Source organism: Streptomyces sp. NPDC041205 (assembly GCF_055591765.1).
The window spans coordinates 367787-383832 of record NZ_JBVIZH010000008.1 but is presented as its reverse complement, the minus strand read 5'-3'; the positions used below and the strand labels follow the sequence as shown (position 1 = coordinate 383832).

The window sequence follows — 16046 nt, the reverse complement described above, 5'->3', positions numbered from 1 at the left end:
GTGGGCCGAGGGCGCCCGCCGCCCGGTTCAGCGGGGCGGCGCGACCAGACCCGTCTCGTACGCGATGATCACGAGCTGCACCCGGTCGCGGGCGTCCAGCTTGGAGAGCAGGCGCGTCACGTACGTCTTGGCGGTGGCGACGCTGATGTGCAGCCGCTCGGCGATCTCGGGGTTGGACAGGCCGCCGCCGACGAGGGTCAGGACCTCGCGCTCACGGTCCGTGATGCCCGTGACGTCCCGGGGCGCCGGGGCGGCCGCGGGGCGGTCGGCGAACTCCTTGATCAGGCGGCCGGTGACGCTCGGCGCGATCAGGCCGTCCCCGGCCGCGACGATCCGGACGGCGGCGAGGATCTCGTCGAGCGCCATGTCCTTGACGAGGAACCCGGAGGCTCCGGCGCGCAGCGCCCCGTAGACGTAATCGTCGTCGTCGAACGTCGTCAGGACGACGATGCGGGTGGCGTCCGTTGCCCGGGTGATCAGACGGGTGGCCTCGATGCCGTCCATACCGGGCATGCGGATGTCCATGACCACGACGTCGGGCCTCAGGTCCGCGGTGAGGCGGACCGCCTCGCTGCCGTTTCCGGCCTCGCCGACGACTTCGAGGTCGTCGGCCTCGGTGATGACCATCTGCAGGGCCGTGCGCACCAGCGGCTGGTCGTCGGCCAGGACGACGCGCACCGGCCGCCGGTCGTCCGCCGGGGCGGCGGGCGCCGTCATCGCACACTCGCGGGAACGGGCAGCCGTGCCGCCACGCGGAAGCCGCCCTCGGGACGCGGCCGCGCGCTGAACTCCCCGTGCAGCAGGCCGACCCGCTCGCGCATGCCGAGCAGGCCGTAGCCGGGAGCGTCCACGGCCGTGCTCCGGGCTGTCCCCGTTCCGCCTGCGGCCGCCGCCTCCCTGCCGGGTCCGCCGTCGAGGACCTCGATCGTCAGCTCGTCGTCGCGGCGGTCGACGGTCACCCGGCAGGAGCGGGTGCCCGCGTGGCGGACCACGTTGGTGACGGCCTCCTGGATGATGCGGTACGCCGACACGTCGATCTCCGGCGGCACCGGCCGGAGTTCGCCGAGCCAGCGCACGTCGACGCGCACGCCCGCGGCCGTGGTGGTCCGCGCGAGCCGGTCCACGTCGGCGAGGCCGAGGCCCGGGTCGAGCGGGGCCGTCTCCTGGGCCTTGCCCGGTTCCGGGGTGCGCAGCGCGCCGAGCATGCGGCGCAGGCCGGACAGCGTCTCGCGGCTCGCCGTCTCGATCTCGCCGAGGGCGCCGCGGGCCCGCTCGGGCTGGGTGCCGATGACGCGGCGAGCCGCCCCGGACTGGAGGGCGATGATGCCGATGCTGTGCGCGACCATGTCGTGCAACTCGCGTGCGATGCGGAGCCGTTCGGCGGTGACGGCCTGGGCGGCGGCCCGCTCGCGAAGCTGCTCGGCGTGGCGCCGTGACTGGTGCGCCGCGTCACCGAGGAGCCAGGCGACCACGGCCGTCAGCGCGACGGTCAGCTCCGCCGAGGTCCCGACGACCCAGCCGAAGGCCAGCCGCGTGAGCAGATATCCGGCGAGCGTGCCGAGCGCCAACGACAGCGCGGCCAAGCCGGTCCTGCGCGGCCGGGCCGAGGCGATGACGTACACCGCGACATCGGCCGCGACGAACTGCAGCAGCGGGATCTCGCCCACGCTCAGCGTCGTCGACGCGCCCGCCGCGGCGAGCAGGATCAGGGAGAGCCCGGCCAGCGGGCTGCGGTGCAGGCGGTGGCCGCCCGCGAAGGCCAGCACGGTGGCGAGGGCCAGCATCGCCAGGCCGTCCCAGCGGAAGAAGAGGACGCCCTGTTGCGCGGGCTGGGCCTCGCCCGGGAGCCGGAACCGGAAGAGGAACGTCAGGGCCGACCCCACCAGCCAGGCCAGCGCCGTCCACGTATGCGGCGGCACGCGCTTGAACGGGGGCTGCGGTGGTGTCACGGACATGTCGACATCGTAATCGCGTGATCAACGGCGGGGATCGGCCCACGGGTGTACAACCAGGGTCGACACCGGGCGGCCCGGATTGTCGGCGCCGGGCCGATGCCGGACGGCCCCCGCCCCGGCACCGTTGACGCATGATCGAAGTCAAGGACCTGACCAAGCGCTACGGCGCGACGACGGCCGTCAAGGACCTCACGTTCACGGTGCGGCCCGGATACGTCACGGGCTTCCTCGGGCCGAACGGCGCGGGCAAGTCCACCACCCTGCGCATGATCCTCGGCCTGAACGAGCCGACGGGCGGCTCCGTCACCGTCGGCGGCCGCTCCTTCCGCGACCGGCCGCGCGGCCTGCGCCACGTGGGCGCGCTGCTCGACGCGGGCGACATGCACGGCGGCCGCAGCGCCGCCGCGCACCTCGCCGTGCTCGCCCGCAGCAACCGCATCCCGCGCCGCCGCGTGGACGAGGTCCTCGCGGAGGTCGGGCTCGCCGGGGCGGCGGGACGGCGCCGCATCGCGGGGTTCTCGCTCGGCATGCGCCAACGCCTCGGCATCGCCGCCGCACTGCTCGGCGACCCGCCGGTGCTCCTCTTCGACGAGCCGCTCAACGGGCTCGACCCGGAAGGGGTGCTGTGGGTGCGCGGCCTGTTCCGGCGCCTGGCCGCCGAGGGCCGCACCGTCTTCGTGTCCAGCCATCTGATGTCCGAGATGGAGAACACGGCCGACGAACTGATCGTCATCGGGCGCGGCGAGCTGATCGCGGCCGAGAGCCTCACGCGGTTCGCGGCCCGGGGCACCGGGGCGAACGTCACCGTGCGCACCCCGCGCGCCGCCGACCTGGCGGACGTCCTGACCGCCGAGGGCGCCGTGGTCCACCAGGACGGGCCGCTGCTCACCGTCACCGGCCTGGACGCGGCCCGCGTCGGCGACCTGGCCTGCGCCCACGCCCTGCCGCTGCACGAACTGGCCCCACGCTCGGCGTCCTTGGAGGAGGCCTTCATGGAACTCACGGCCGGAAGCGTCGAATACCTCGCGGGAGAGACACGATGACCACAGGGACTGCCACCGGTACCGCCCCCTACGAGGCCGGGACGGCCGGTGAGCCCGCCGCCCGCTTCCGCGACCTCCTCGCCGCGGAGTGGCTGAAGCTCTGGTCGCTGCGGTCGACGCCGTGGGCGTACCTGATCACCGCGCTCGCCGTGATCGGCTTCAACGTGGGCCAGGCATACGACACCTACCAGTACTGGACGGACGAGAACGCGGGCGACGCGGACGCGTTCATCCGCGACGGCATCCCCCTCGCCGAGGCCTTCACGTCCAACGCCGTCGTGATCCACCTCCTCGCGGCGGGGGCCATCGGCGCCGTGACGGTCGTGGGGGAGTACGGCAGCGGGCTCATCCGGACGACGTTCGCGGCCGTCCCCGCCCGCCGTGCGGTGATGGCGGCCAAGGCCGCCGTGGTCGCGGTGGTGACCACCGTGTTCGGCGCCCTGGTCGCCTTCGTGTCCTTCTTCTCGACGCAGGCGATCCTGTCCGCCCGGGACATCGGCGTCTCCCTCGACCACCCCGGCGCTCTGCGCGTCGTCGCGGCGTCCGCGCTGCTCACGCCCGTCGCCGCGCTGGTGGGCATGGCGATCGGCACGCTCCTGCGCCACATGGGCAGCACCATGATCGTCACTGTCGCGACGCTTCTGGTGCTGCCCATGGTCGTCAGCCCCGACCGCTACTGGTCCGCCCTCATCGCCCACGCCCTGCCGTACCCGGCGTGGCGACGGCTCACCGAGCCCGGCGCGCACTTCGAGGCGTACCCCTGGTCGGCGGGGGGCGCCTGGACCGTGTACGCGCTGTGGGCGCTGGCCGCCGTGGCGGTCACCGTGTTCAGCGTGGACAGACGGGACCAGTGAGGGGGACTGCGTGCCGGCTCAGTTCGTGTTGAGCGTCAGGCCGTAGTACCGCAGCGTGTCGTCCAACGGCTGGAAGTAGGACGAGCCCTGGAGGTTCACCCCGCCGCAGGACTGGTTCGTCGGGCCGCCCGAGGTCATTCCCTGGGCCTGGTTGCCCGCGATGTACGCGCCGCCGCTGTCGCCGCCCTCGACGCACACCGTGGACCGGCCGAGACCCCTGACCACGGTGTCCGGGCCGCCGTTGCGGTCGGTGTAGGTGACGGTGACGTCGTAGGCGTTGACCTTTCCGCAGGTCCAGCCCGTCGTCGAGCCGGACTTGCAGAGGCTCGCGCCGACCGCCGCGCGCTGGCTGCCGCGCACCGCGACCGGGGCGCCGTTGCCCCAGGTGCCGACCGCCGTCGTGATGGAGGAGCCCGCGTCGACCGTCGCCAGGCCCATGTCCACGCTGTCGCGGCCGAGCGCGAAGCGGGTCGTCGATCCCGAGGCGAACTTGGAACCGTCGAAGTAGAGGCCCGGGTTGCCGGTCACGCAGTGGCCCGCGGTGACGAGGTACTGCTTGCCCGCGGCGTTCCGCGCCCCGAAGCCGACCGAGCACCACGACCCCGGCTGGTTGTTGATGTTCATCCGGCTGCCCGGAGCGACGGCCGCCTTTGCCTGGAGCTCGCGGTCGCTCTTGACGACGCGGACGGCGTCCCCGTACTTGCGGGCCTCCTTCAGGAAGGCGCGCGCGGCCGGGGTGGCGGAGTCGGTCACGGTGACCTTGACCGTGTCGGAGGCCAGGTCGGCCTCCCAGGAGGCGACGCCGCTCGGGACGCGCTTGGCAGCCGTCGCGTCGAGTGCGGCGGTGATGCGCGCCAGTTCGGCCTCGCCGCGGCTCGGTATGCGGGCGGTCAGGCCGGTGGCCTTGACCTTCTTCGCCTCGCGGGCCGCGCCGACGTTCACCGTCAGCGTGCCCTTGGCGTCGAAGAACGCGCCGTCCGTCCGGACGCCGTCCGTGCGCAGCCGGTCAAGTCTCCGCTGCTGGTCGGCCTGTTCGTCGAGGTGTCTCACGGCGGCGGAGTCGCTCACGCCGAGGGTGTCCGCCAGGGCCGCGATCATCCGCGGTTCGTAGCGCGGTGCGGGGGGAGCGTCGGCTTGTGCGCCGGTGGCGCCGGTTGTGGCCACCAGGGCTCCGGCCGCGGCGGCGGCGAGGAGGAAATGCCGAGCATGCGCCATCTGAATGCCTTTCAACTGAGTGGGGGCTCACGGCGGTTCGGTGCACCGGGGTGGGGTCATTCGGTGCACCGAACTGCCATCGGCGCGGTACGCGGGATTTCCCGGACCGGGCCGTGGGCGAAACCCTCCCGTCGCTCCGGGCGGTCACACAAGGCATCGCGGGGCACGGGGTCTTAAGGCGAAAGACGTAAACACTTAATGCGCGAACTCGGGGAATGCGAGGGCGCCGGAGAGCGACGCGGGCGCAACGATCCGTGCTCCTCCAGGGGTTGATGCGGGCGAAAAGTGATGCGGAAGCGGCGTTCCGGATATTGACGTACGCGGCCTCGGCGGGGTTTGGTAGCGGAGCCGTGGGTCGTCATCTGTCATGCCGGGAGGCGGAATTCGTGACGGATACATCCGGGCTGAAGCCGAGCAAGCCGAATCATGGAGAAACCGATACGGAATCGGTCCTTTCACCGGCCCTGTCGGTGGAACGCCCCGCTCCGTTCGCCGCCGCACTGCGCGAGGCGGTACGTCGGCGCGGGCTCCCTCTGGACCGTATCTGCGAGCGATTGTCCGCTCGCGGTATCCGGCTGACCCCCGCGACCCTCAGCTACTGGCAGCGCGACCGCACCCGGCCCGAGCGCTCCGACTCCCTGCGCGCGGTCGTCGCCCTGGAGAGCATCCTCGACCTGCCGCCCGGCGGGCTCTCCGCGCTGCTGCCGCCCCAGCGCCCGCGCGGACGGCGGGTCGCCCGCACCGACGAGCACGCGACCCGCCGTCTCTACGGCCAGGAATCCTGGCAGGAGCAGGCACTCGGAGACGCCTTCGCGGACTTCAACCGGGACATCGTCGTGCTCCTCACCCGCGAGGTCCTGCACCTGGACCGGCGCGGCTGCGTACGCCGCCTGATCGTGAATCACCTGGTCCGCGCCGTCGCCGACGGGCCGGAGCAGATGATGAATCTGCACTTTCTGGACGACCCTGACGGTGGGCTGCCCGAGGCGACCGTGCGCTGCGGGCGGCTGGAGTCGCTGCGGCAGGACGCGGCCTCGGGCGGAGTGATGCTCCAGATCGGCTTCGGCCGTCCGCTGACGCTGGGCGAGACCATGGCCGTCGAGTACGAGATCCGTGCCGCCCCCTACGACCGCCCGACGGGATTCCACGAGCGCGGCATACGCGGCAACCAGGACTGCTACCTCCTGCACGTGTACTTCCCCCACGACCGTCACCCGGCGCTCTGCCACTCGTACTACCGCGAGAACTCCTCCGCGCAGCAGCGCAAGGTGCGCCCCCTGGCCGTGGACACCTCGGGCACGGCCCATCTGTACGCAGCGCAGTGCCGACAGGGCATCTACGGCATGAGCTGGCGGTGGCCGGACGACACCTCTTCCTAGTCCCCGCCCGCTCCGCCTCCGTTTGCGGGGCCCCGCTCCGCCCGCCAGACAATGAGGGACGAATGCCCCGGCAACAGGCGGGAGACCCCCCGTGCGCGCATCCACCAGAACGTGGGCCACGGCCCTCGGGATATCCGCGGCGCTGACCGTCGCGGGATGCTCCGGTTCGGACAGCGGCGGCCAGGAGAAGAAGAAGCAGGCCGACAGCGGCCGTGAGCTGTTCCTGGAACCGGTGGCCGCCCAGGGCCCGGACCCCTTCACGGACTCCACCGCACGAGCTGCCGAGACCCCGCCTCCCGTCACCCGTTCGCAGCAACCGTCCCCAAGGGGCTCCTCCTCGCCCGCCGACCAGGGCCTGCGCTCCCTGGCGGGCGGCACCCCCGGCCTGTACGGCGGCACGCGGCGGACCGGCAGCTGCGACGTCGGCCGCCAGATCCAGTACCTGACCGCCGAACCCGCGCGCGCCCGCGCCTTCGCGGGGGCCGTCGGCATCGCGCAGGACCGCGTACCCGCCTATCTGCGGGGCCTGACGCCCGTCGTCCTGCGCGCGGACACCCGCGTCACCAACCACGGCTACCGCGACGGGCGCGCCACCGCCTTCCAGTCCGTCCTCCAGGCCGGTACCGCCGTCCTCGTCGACGACCGCGGCCTGCCCCGGGTGCGCTGCGCGTGCGGCAACCCGCTGCGGCCGCCGGTCGCCTTCCGGGAAACACCGACCCACAGCGGGCAGCGGTGGCAGGGCTACCGGCCCACCAAGGTGGTCGTGGTGACGCCCGCGCCCCGGCCGATCAACGTCATCGTCATCGTGAACATCGTCAACAACACCTGGATCGAGCGGCGGACCGGCGACGAGCACTGCAGGGACGACCGGCCTGTGCCGCCCCCGAAGCCGTCACCCTTGGATCCCACGGACTCCACGGATCCCACGGACTCCACCGACTCCACGGATTCCACCGATCCGACGGACGCCACCGATTCCACGGACCCCTCCGACTCCGGCGACCCGGACGGCACCCGCGACCCCGACCAGCTCCAGGACCCGTCCGACGGCACGGACCCGTCCGACGGCACGGATCCCTCCGACCGCTCCGACACCACCGACCCGTCGGACGCCACGGACCCGGGCGACCCTTCCGATCCCTCGGACCCTTCAGATCCCTCAGATCCCTCAGGCCCGTCCGACCGTGTCCCCGGCCCCACCACCCCCGACGAGGACGGCACGCCGGCCGACTGCCCCACGCCGGGCACGGGCGACCCCTTCGGCGGCCCCCGGCCCCCGCTCCCACCCGGCTGTCCCTCGCTCCCGACCGGCGCGCGCGGCCGCTGACGGGCGGCTCCGCGCGGGACGCGCCGCAGGTCGGCGGCCGTCCACATGCGGCCGTCCGAGGGTCGGCCTAGCGTTGGCCCATGGACGCGGGCACGGGAGGTGTCGAGGCAGCGCTGCGGCGCTGCGGCGGCTCCGCATCCCCTGCCACCGGCTGCTTCCTCGACACCTACGGCGCCGGGCTCGGGATGGGCAGCTTCGAGTGGGACCTCAGGAGCGGTGAGCTGCTCCTGGACGACGAGGGCCTCGCCCTCTTCGACCTGCGGCGCGACGAGTTCGACAACCGGCCGCAGAGCCTCGCCGTCCGGGTGCCGTCGGGGGAGGCCCACCGCCTGGACGTCCAGGTGTCACAGGCACTCAAGAGCGGCGACTGCGGCTACGGCGCGTACTTCCGGGTGCGGCTGCGCGACGGCAGCCTGCACTGGCGGCACACCCAGGGCCACGTCCTGCGCGACGGCTCCGAGCGCCCGCAGCGCATCGTGGGCATCCTGCGCGACGCCACCCGGGAGCTGAGCGACAGCACCGCGCACCGCGAGCGCGTGGAGGCGGAGGCGGACCGGCGCCGCCGTACCAGCGTCGTCCAGGGCACCACGGCCGCGCTCGCCCACGCCCGGACCGTCGCCGACGTCATCGACGTGCTGAGCGACGCCCAGGGCCTCGCACACCTCGGCGCCTCGCACCTGGTGATGGGCCTGGTCGAGGCCGGCCGGATCCGGCTCGTCGCGGAGGGCCCGCCGGAGGGCTATGTGCCCGGCACCCGTCTGACCCGCGTCGACGACGCGTACCCCATGAGCGAGGCCGTGCGCACGCTCTCGCCGCGGTACATCGAGACGCCGGAGGAGTTCGCCGCCTCCTACCCGCTGCTCTGGCCGCACATCGAGCACCTCGGGATCGCCTCGGCCGCGTATCTGCCGCTGATCGCCCAGGCCAAGCCGCTCGGCGTGCTCGGTCTGCTCTACCAGGACCGCACCGGCTTCACCCAGGAGGAGCGCACCGTCCTGGTGGCGCTCGGCAGCAGCATCGCGCAGAGCCTGCAGCGGGCGATGTTCTACGAGCAGGAGAAGGACCTCGCCCAGGGCCTCCAGCAGGCGATGCTGCCCCGCTCCATCCCCGGCGTGCCCGGCGCCGACATCGCGGTGCGCTACCGCAGCGCGGCGGTCGGCCGCGACATCGGCGGCGACTGGTACGACGTGATCCCGCTGCCCGGCGGCCGCGTCGGCGCCGTCATCGGCGACGTCCAGGGCCATGACACGCACGCCGCCGCCGTCATGGGCCAACTGCGCATCGTGCTGCGCGCGTACGCCGCCGAGGGCCACACCCCCGCCACCGTCATGGCCCGCGCCTCCGGATTCCTGCACGAACTCGACACCGAGCGCTTCGCCACCTGCCTGTACGCGGAGGCCGACCTCAGCACGGGCGTGGTGCAGCTCGTGCGCGCCGGGCACATCGACCCGCTCCTTCGCCTCACCGACGGCACCTGTCGCCGGGTGCCGGTCGAGGGCGGCCTGCCGCTCGGCCTGTCCGCCGAGTTCGGGCGCCTCGACTACCCCGTCACCACCCTCGAACTCGACCCCGACCAGACGCTGTTGCTCTACACCGACGGCCTCGTCGAGGAGCCGGGCGCCGACCTCGACGACGGCACCCAGGCGCTCGCCGAGATGGTCTCCGTCGGCCCCCGCGACCTGGAGGACCTGGCCGACCTGCTGTGCGGGCGGGTGGACGACGGGCGGGGCGACGACGACGCCGCGCTGCTCCTGCTGCGCCGCCGCGTGATGGACGCGCCGCGCTCCGGCGGCCGCCTCCAGCAGCACGTCGCGCCCAACGACCCGGAGGCGCTCGCGGAGGCGCGGCACATGATCAGGGCCGCCGTGCGCGCGTGGGGCGCGCGGGACCGGGCCGACGAGATCGAGCTGGCCGCCGACGAGCTGATCACCAACGCCCTCATGCACACCGAGGGCACCGCCATCGTCACCCTGCGGGTGGTGTCCGGCGCCGACCGTCGGCTCCGGGTCGACGTCGAGGACTCCTCCAGCGCGCTGCCCCGGCTGCGGGCGGCCTCCGACGACGGGGTGTCCGGGCGCGGGCTGCTGCTCGTGGACCGGCTCGCGGACGTGTGGGGTGTCGACTCGCGGGGCGGCGGGAAGTGCGTGTGGTGCGAGTTCGTCGTGCCCGCGCGTGACGGGACGGGTGAGGGGTGAGGCGGTCGTGCCGGAACTGCCGGAGGTCGAGGCCCTGCGGGCCTTCCTCGCCGATGAGCTGACCGGGCGTGAGATCGTCCGGGTGCTTCCGGTGGCCATCAGCGTCCTGAAGACGTACGACCCGCCGGTGACCGCGCTGGAAGGGCGCGAGGTGACGGGCGTGGCCCGCTACGGCAAGTTCCTCGCCGTCGACACCGGCGGCCTGCACCTCGTCACGCACCTCGCCCGCGCGGGCTGGCTCCAGTGGAAGGACCCGCTGCCGAGCGGCCCGCCGAAGCCCGGCAAGGGACCGCTGGCGCTGCGTGTGGCCCTCGCGACCGACGCGGGCTTCGACCTCACGGAGGCCGGTACGCAAAAGCGCCTCGCCGTGTACGTCACCGAGGACCCCGCCGCGCTGCCCGGCATCGCCCGCCTCGGCCCCGACCCGCTGGCGGCGGACTTCACGCTGGAGCGGTTCGCGGGGCTCCTCGGCGGTGAACGGCGCCGCATCAAGGGCGCGTTGCGCGACCAGAGCCTGATCGCGGGCATCGGCAACGCCTACAGCGACGAGATCCTGCACGCGGCCCGCATGTCGCCGTACAAGCTCGCGGGCAGCCTCTCCGAGGAGGAGACGGAGCAGCTGTACGAGGCACTGCGGTCGACGCTGGACGAGGCGGTGACGCGCTCGCGCGGGCTCGCCGCGGCGCGCCTGAAGTCCGAGAAGAAGTCCGGCCTTCGCGTGCACGGGCGGGCGGGCCTGCCGTGCCCGGTCTGCGGCGACACGATCCGCGAGGTGTCCTTCGCGGACTCCTCCCTCCAGTACTGCCCCACCTGCCAGACCGGCGGCAAGCCGCTGGCCGACCGCCGCATGTCGCGACTCCTCAAATAGCCCGCCGACAGGCAGCCCGCCGAAAGGGGCGCCGCTGACAGGAGCCCGCCGATCGGGGCCCGTCGCACCGGCCGCGCCGTCCGCCGCCGGTGCGCGAGCGGGCAACCCCGCTCCCCTGTGCCGGGGTTGCCCACGGCTAACGCGGCCGCAGCGTGAGCAGCCGCTCTCCTTCGTCGTCGCGGACCTCGAACCGGTCGATCCGGTCCGGCGGAAGGGCGGTGCCACCCCGGGTCTCCCACGCCCGCTCCACCGTCCGCCCCGGCTCCGCGGGACCCGGCGCCCGCCATGTGGTCACGACCTCCCGGGACCCGTCGTCGCCGACGGCGACCAGCTCGCACACCCGGCGGCCCGCGCCCCCGTCCCGCACCTGGATCCCGACCTCCGTGCCCCACGCCCGCTCCCTCGCGGTGAGCACGGCCGCCATCCCGCTGCGCCCGTCGTGCGCCGCGACCCGTGCCGCCCCGTCGCCCCCGCCCGCGCTCAGGACCGCCGCGGCGGGTCCGACGACGGCGAGCACCACCCCCGCGGCGACGGCGCAGAGCCACCGCCGACGGCGGGCCCTGCGGACGCGCCCGGTCTCGTCGACGAGGCGGTCGAGCAGGTGGGGGCCGGGCGCCGCGGCCGGATCGAAGACGTACGCGACGGACCTGCCGTGGGTCCTCAAGAGCCTCGCGGGAACGGCGAGTTCGGACACCCGCTCCCGGCAGTGGACGCACTCCGTGAGGTGGTCCTCGAAGCGGAAGGCGTCCGCCTTGTCCAGGACGCCGAGCGCGTAGGCGCCGGCGTCACGATGCCGCTCCAGGGACCTCATGGCGTTCCTTGTCGGTGAGGGTGCTTCTTGCCCTCCCGTACGCAATCGGCCACCGAATCACTCAAGGGCGGACGAGATCGAGTGCCGTGTCGGACGCCGGGCCGGATGTCGAAGAGGATGCCGAACTGGATGCCGAGGTGGACGCCGAAGGGGGGAGCCGTCAGAAGAGCTGGATGGCCAGATGTCCGAGGGGCAGGCCGAGCCGCCACGCGGGGGTCCACACCTTGGGGCCGTCGTCCTCGCCGAGGACCGAGCCGCCTCCGGGCACCGCGTCCAGGTCCGGCGCGAGGAGTTCGGTCTCCTCCAGCCAGCGCCACGCCGCCTCGGCGAGCACGAGGTCGGGCGCGGGGCCGCGCGCGGCCATCGCGTCGGCCGTGACGCCGTCCATGCGCTCGCGGACCCAGTCCTGCCAGTGCTCGTCGTGCGCCGTGAGGGAGAGCCAGGTGTCCAGTTGCGAGACCACGCGGATGCAGGACAACTCGCCGCGTGTGTCCGACAGGAAGATGGTGAGCGCGAGCGCGTCACGACCGGCCCGGTACTCGAAGGACGTGGGCGGCATCAGGTCGCCTGTGCGCAGCAACTCGTCCGCGATGTACTCGGCGTACAGCCAGGCCATCGGGACCGTCAGCTCGTCGCCGCCGGGGCCCTGGGTGCCGTCCGTGCTCTCGTGCAGCATCACGCTCCGCCTTCCTGTGCTCCGTGTACGCGTCACCGGCTTCAGGCCCCCCGACCCGGAACACGGATGAGGACAGCCGATTACCCAACGGGGGTGCTGAGCAAGGCGCTTTACGGAGCCTTGACCTTGGGCCCGGTTTCGCCGCAGGTGAGGGCGGCTGTGTTCTTCGGGTCACATCACTCTGGGTTTAAGTCCGTTTCGGTGAATTGAACGGCATTGCTCCTTGACTCACCCTTGTATTCGTATGTGGATCGTTTTTGCCTAAAAACTCCTCATACGGAAGTCCGGTCGATGACACAGCGCACACGCCCCGCCCGGCCCGACCGCCTCACTCTCAGCAACCGACGCGGCCGCAGCACCCGGCACGCCCGCCGCACCCGCCAGGCACTGGCCGTCCTCACGGCCGCCCTCGTCGGTGCCACGGCGGCCTGCGCCGCGCAGCAGCCGTCCGCCGGGGGCGAGAAGGAGCAGCGGCGGGTGTCCGTGCCCCGGCACCCGGCGCCCGCGCCGTCCGCGGCGGGGGGCGGCGCTGGCGACGCTCGGTCCTTCACCCTGGTCGCCACCGGCGACGTCCTGCCACACGCCTCGATCATCCGCAGGGCGAACGCCGACGCGGGCGGCGACGGCTACGACTTCGCGCCGATGCTCGCGGGCGCCCGCCCCGTGGTCGCCAAGGCGGACCTGGCGATCTGTCACATGGAGACGGTGTACGGCGCGAACGGCGACTACACGGGCTATCCGTCCTTCAAGTCGCCCCCACAGGTGGCCACCGCCCTCAGGGCCACCGGCTACGACGCCTGCTCCACCGCGTCCAACCACACCCTCGACGACGGCGCGGACAGCATCCACCGCACCCTGGCCGCCCTCGACCGGGCGGGCGTCAAGCACGCGGGCTCCGGCCGCACCGCCACCGAGGGCCGCTCCCCGGCGTGGCTGCGCGCCGGCGCCGCGAAGGTCGCCCAGCTCGCGTACACGTACGGCACCAACGGCATCCCCCTGCCCAAGGGCAAGCCCTGGTCGGTCAACCTCATCGACCGGGACCGCGTCCTGGCCGACGCCCGCGCCGCCCGGAAGGCGGGCGCGGACGTGGTGGTCGTCTCGCTGCACTGGGGCAGCGAGTGGCAGGACGCCCCGGACCGCCAACAGCTGAGCCTCGGGAAGCAGTTGACGTCCGCGCGCACCGCGGGGCGGCCGGATGTCGACCTGATCATCGGCACCCACGCACACGTCCCGCAGGCGTACGAGAAGGTCAACGGGACCTGGATCGTCTACGGCATGGGCGACCAGATCGCCGGCGACATGATCAACCACGCGGGCGCCCACGACCCGCGCGGCAACCAGGGCACCGCGGGTCGCTTCACCTTCGCCGCCCCCGAACGCCCCGGTGGCCGCTGGGAGGTGCGCAGGGCCGAGTTCGTGCCGTTCTGGTTCGACACGGACGCGGGCCGCGTCGTCAACCTCAACGCGGCCCTCGCCCGCGGCGCGGACGTCGCCGACGTCCGCGACCGCATCCGCCGCATCACCCTGAGCCGAGGGGCCGCCAAGGACGGTCTGGTGATGGGCCGTTGAGGACCTAGCGCGCCACGCGGTGGCGGAGGTAGGCCACGCGGGAGTTGAAGGTGCGGGACTCGACGAGTTCCAGGTCCACCCGGCGCTCGTCCCGTGGAAAGAACGGGATGCCGCCGCCGACGAGCACCGGGTAGACCATGGCCCGGTACTCGTCGATCAGGCCCGCCGCGGCCGCCTCCGCGGCGAGGGTCGCGCCGCCGATCGCGATCTCGCCCGCACCCGGCTCGGCCCGCAGCCGCTCGATCTCCTGCGCCACGCTGCCCGAAGCCAGGCGGGCATGACCCTCGACCGTCGACAGCGTGGTGGAGAACACCACCTTGGGGAGCGGCTTCCAGAGCGCGGCGAACTCGAGCATGGAGTCGTCGAGCGAGGGGTCCTGGTCGGCGGTCTCCCAGTACAGCATCGTCTCGTACAGCCGCCGTCCCATCAGGTGGACGCCGACCCCGCGGATGTCGTCGATCCAGAAGCGGAATACCTCCTCGTCGGGCTCCGTCCAGTCGAAGCCGCCGTCCGGCCCGACGATGTAGCCGTCGAGCGAGACGCTCATCGAATAGGTCACGCTGCGCATCGGAAGTCCTCCTTGGTGACGGGGCCGCCAGTATGGCTACGGCGTGTTCTTCTCCGCCGTCCCCGCCCCCGTCCGCGCCAGTTCCGACTTGCGGTAGGAGTACGCGAAGTACACCACCAGGCCCAGCGCGAACCACGCGGCGAACCGGACCCAGGTCTGCCACTCCAGGAACGTGATGAGCCAGATCGAGAAGACGACGCCGATCGCGGGCACCACCGGCATGCCGGGACAGCGGAACGTCCGCGGCAGGTCGGGCTGCTTGTAGCGCAGCACGATGACCGCGACGCACACCACGACGAACGCGAGCAGGATGCCGATGTTGGTGAGCTCGGCCGCCTCGCCGATCGGCAGGAACCCGGCGATGGCGGCGGACGCGACGCCCACGATCCAGGTGACGCGCGTCGGCACATGGCGGGTCTCGCTGGTCTTCGCGAACCACTTGGGCAGCAGCCCGTCGCGGCTCATCGAGAACCACACGCGCGTGCAGCCCAGCATGAACGTGAACATCACGGTGAGGATGCCGATGATCGCGCCGACGGCGATGACGTCCGCGAGCCCGCCGAGGCCCGCCGCCTTGAAGGCGGACGAGAAGCCGCTCTCGGGGTCGATGTGCTTGTAGTCCTGCATACCGGTGAGGACCAGGCAGGCGAGGACGTACAGGACCATCGAGATGGCGAGCGAGTACAGGATCGCCTTCGGCATGTGGCGCTGGGCGTCCTTGGACTCCTCGGCGGCCGTGCTCATCGCGTCGTACCCGAACACCGCGAAGAACACCGTGGCCGCGCCCGTGAAGGCGCCGCTGACGCCGAACGGGAAGAACGGCGAGTAGTTGCCCGTCTCGACGTGGAAGAAGCCGACGCCGATGACGAGGAGGACGACGAGGACCTTCAGGACGACGACGATCATCTCGAAGCGCGCCGCGTTCTTGATGCCGAGCGTGAGCATGTAGGCGATGAACAGACACAGGACGGCGGCGAACAGGTCGACCTTGTGGCCGTCACCGGTGCCGGGCGCGCCCAGCATCCAGGTGGGCAGCTCCGCACCCATGTCGTTGAGCAGGAAGTTGAAGTAGCCGGAGATGCCGATCGCGACCACCGCGACGATCGCCGTGTACTCCAGGATCAGGTCCCAGCCGATGAACCACCCGACCAGCTCGCCGAGGACGGCGTACCCGTAGGTGTACGCCGAGCCCGCCTTCGGGATGAGTCCCGCGAACTCCGCGTAGGAGAACGCGGCCGCGGCGCTCGCCACGCCCGCGATCAGGAACGAGATGAGGACCGCGGGGCCGGCCTTCTCGTTGGCGACGGTGCCCGCGAGCGTGAAGATGCCCGCCCCGATGATGCCGCCCACGCCGATCGCGGTGAGCTGCCACAGGCCGAGCGTGCGGGTGAGCTGCCCCGCACCGCCTGTCTCGGTTTCGTCGATACGGTCGATGGGCTTGCGGCGCAGGACGCCCTGCCCCGGTCGTAGTCCGGCCATGAGCCTCACCTCTTCGCTGGCGGCGGTCGGCTGATGGCCGATCATGATGGCCCAGCGGCCGGAGGCGAGGAAGACGCCACGCACCCGCCACGCGCGCGGGCGCGCGC

At 72.7% G+C, this 16046-nt stretch carries 14 protein-coding genes; 7 read left to right on the top strand and 7 right to left on the bottom strand.

Annotated elements, in window-relative coordinates; all coding sequences use genetic code 11:
- Positions 1–27 precede the first annotated feature (27 nt).
- Both ACZ6BG_RS31470 and ACZ6BG_RS31465 read right to left on the bottom strand, forming a co-directional pair.
- Entirely contained in the window at positions 28–717 is a 690-nt protein-coding gene (locus ACZ6BG_RS31470; protein WP_469007634.1) for a response regulator transcription factor, read from the bottom strand.
- Positions 714–1955, bottom strand: coding sequence for a sensor histidine kinase (locus ACZ6BG_RS31465; protein WP_469007633.1), 1242 nt, complete (start codon positions 1953–1955; stop codon positions 714–716). The genes ACZ6BG_RS31470 and ACZ6BG_RS31465 overlap by 4 nt, the downstream gene beginning before the upstream one ends.
- Before the next feature lie 131 nt (positions 1956–2086).
- Between ACZ6BG_RS31465 and ACZ6BG_RS31460 the strand changes: the two genes are divergently transcribed.
- Both ACZ6BG_RS31460 and ACZ6BG_RS31455 read left to right on the top strand, forming a co-directional pair.
- Entirely contained in the window at positions 2087–2998 is a 912-nt protein-coding gene (locus tag ACZ6BG_RS31460; RefSeq protein WP_469007632.1) for an ABC transporter ATP-binding protein, read from the top strand.
- On the top strand, positions 2995–3852 hold the full coding sequence (locus ACZ6BG_RS31455; RefSeq protein ID WP_469007631.1) for an ABC transporter permease: 858 nt from the start codon (positions 2995–2997) through the stop codon (positions 3850–3852). The genes ACZ6BG_RS31460 and ACZ6BG_RS31455 overlap by 4 nt, the downstream gene beginning before the upstream one ends.
- 18 nt (positions 3853–3870) lie before the next feature.
- Here ACZ6BG_RS31455 and ACZ6BG_RS31450 read toward each other — a convergent pair whose 3' ends face one another.
- A complete protein-coding gene (locus ACZ6BG_RS31450; protein WP_469007630.1) occupies positions 3871–5067 on the bottom strand; it encodes a S1 family peptidase in 1197 nt (398 codons plus the stop codon).
- A 554-nt stretch (positions 5068–5621) separates the two neighbouring features.
- Between ACZ6BG_RS31450 and ACZ6BG_RS31445 the strand changes: the two genes are divergently transcribed.
- From ACZ6BG_RS31445 to ACZ6BG_RS31430, 4 genes are all read left to right on the top strand, one after another.
- Positions 5622–6446: a hypothetical protein gene (locus ACZ6BG_RS31445; protein WP_469007629.1), complete on the top strand. Its 825-nt coding sequence runs from the start codon at positions 5622–5624 to the stop codon at positions 6444–6446.
- Between the two features lie 91 nt (positions 6447–6537).
- Positions 6538–7773 (top strand): DUF6777 domain-containing protein, encoded by a 1236-nt coding sequence (locus tag ACZ6BG_RS31440; RefSeq protein WP_469007628.1) that lies wholly within the window; start codon positions 6538–6540, stop codon positions 7771–7773.
- A gap of 80 nt (positions 7774–7853) precedes the next feature.
- Positions 7854–9968 carry a SpoIIE family protein phosphatase gene (locus ACZ6BG_RS31435; RefSeq protein WP_469007627.1) on the top strand — a complete coding sequence of 705 codons (2115 nt, stop codon included), beginning with the start codon at positions 7854–7856 and terminating at the stop codon, positions 9966–9968.
- 7 nt (positions 9969–9975) lie between these two features.
- Complete coding sequence (locus ACZ6BG_RS31430) at positions 9976–10836, top strand: Fpg/Nei family DNA glycosylase (RefSeq protein WP_469007626.1); 861 nt, start codon at positions 9976–9978, stop codon at positions 10834–10836.
- A 136-nt stretch (positions 10837–10972) separates the two neighbouring features.
- On the opposite strand, the gene ACZ6BG_RS31425 is transcribed toward ACZ6BG_RS31430, so the two are convergent.
- Together ACZ6BG_RS31425 and ACZ6BG_RS31420 are read right to left on the bottom strand one after the other, a co-directional pair.
- Complete coding sequence (locus ACZ6BG_RS31425; RefSeq protein ID WP_469007625.1) at positions 10973–11647, bottom strand: zf-HC2 domain-containing protein; 675 nt, start codon at positions 11645–11647, stop codon at positions 10973–10975.
- Between the two features lie 160 nt (positions 11648–11807).
- Positions 11808–12323: a hypothetical protein gene (locus tag ACZ6BG_RS31420; RefSeq protein WP_469007624.1), complete on the bottom strand. Its 516-nt coding sequence runs from the start codon at positions 12321–12323 to the stop codon at positions 11808–11810.
- 291 nt (positions 12324–12614) lie between these two features.
- Between ACZ6BG_RS31420 and ACZ6BG_RS31415 the strand changes: the two genes are divergently transcribed.
- Positions 12615–13892 carry a CapA family protein gene (locus ACZ6BG_RS31415; protein ID WP_469007623.1) on the top strand — a complete coding sequence of 426 codons (1278 nt, stop codon included), beginning with the start codon at positions 12615–12617 and terminating at the stop codon, positions 13890–13892.
- 4 nt (positions 13893–13896) lie between these two features.
- On the opposite strand, the gene ACZ6BG_RS31410 is transcribed toward ACZ6BG_RS31415, so the two are convergent.
- Both ACZ6BG_RS31410 and ACZ6BG_RS31405 read right to left on the bottom strand, forming a co-directional pair.
- A complete protein-coding gene (locus ACZ6BG_RS31410) occupies positions 13897–14460 on the bottom strand; it encodes a dihydrofolate reductase family protein (protein WP_469007622.1) in 564 nt (187 codons plus the stop codon).
- Positions 14461–14496: 36 nt separating this feature from the next.
- On the bottom strand, positions 14497–15939 hold the full coding sequence (locus tag ACZ6BG_RS31405; protein WP_469007621.1) for an amino acid permease: 1443 nt from the start codon (positions 15937–15939) through the stop codon (positions 14497–14499).
- Positions 15940–16046: the final 107 nt, after the last annotated feature.

Excerpts from the sequence above, each read along its gene's own strand:
- ACZ6BG_RS31470 (WP_469007634.1), bottom strand. The coding sequence starts at position 717 with ATGACGGCGCCCGCCGCCCCGGCGGACGACCGGCGGCCGGTGCGCGTC.
- ACZ6BG_RS31465 (WP_469007633.1), bottom strand. The coding sequence starts at position 1,955 with ATGTCCGTGACACCACCGCAGCCCCCGTTCAAGCGCGTGCCGCCGCAT.
- ACZ6BG_RS31460 (WP_469007632.1), top strand. The coding sequence starts at position 2,087 with ATGATCGAAGTCAAGGACCTGACCAAGCGCTACGGCGCGACGACGGCC.
- ACZ6BG_RS31455 (WP_469007631.1), top strand. The coding sequence starts at position 2,995 with ATGACCACAGGGACTGCCACCGGTACCGCCCCCTACGAGGCCGGGACG.
- ACZ6BG_RS31450 (WP_469007630.1), bottom strand. The coding sequence starts at position 5,067 with ATGGCGCATGCTCGGCATTTCCTCCTCGCCGCCGCCGCGGCCGGAGCC.
- ACZ6BG_RS31435 (WP_469007627.1), top strand. The coding sequence starts at position 7,854 with ATGGACGCGGGCACGGGAGGTGTCGAGGCAGCGCTGCGGCGCTGCGGC.
- ACZ6BG_RS31425 (WP_469007625.1), bottom strand. The coding sequence starts at position 11,647 with ATGAGGTCCCTGGAGCGGCATCGTGACGCCGGCGCCTACGCGCTCGGC.
- ACZ6BG_RS31420 (WP_469007624.1), bottom strand. The coding sequence starts at position 12,323 with ATGCTGCACGAGAGCACGGACGGCACCCAGGGCCCCGGCGGCGACGAG.
- ACZ6BG_RS31415 (WP_469007623.1), top strand. The coding sequence starts at position 12,615 with ATGACACAGCGCACACGCCCCGCCCGGCCCGACCGCCTCACTCTCAGC.
- ACZ6BG_RS31410 (WP_469007622.1), bottom strand. The coding sequence starts at position 14,460 with ATGCGCAGCGTGACCTATTCGATGAGCGTCTCGCTCGACGGCTACATC.
- ACZ6BG_RS31405 (WP_469007621.1), bottom strand. The coding sequence starts at position 15,939 with ATGGCCGGACTACGACCGGGGCAGGGCGTCCTGCGCCGCAAGCCCATC.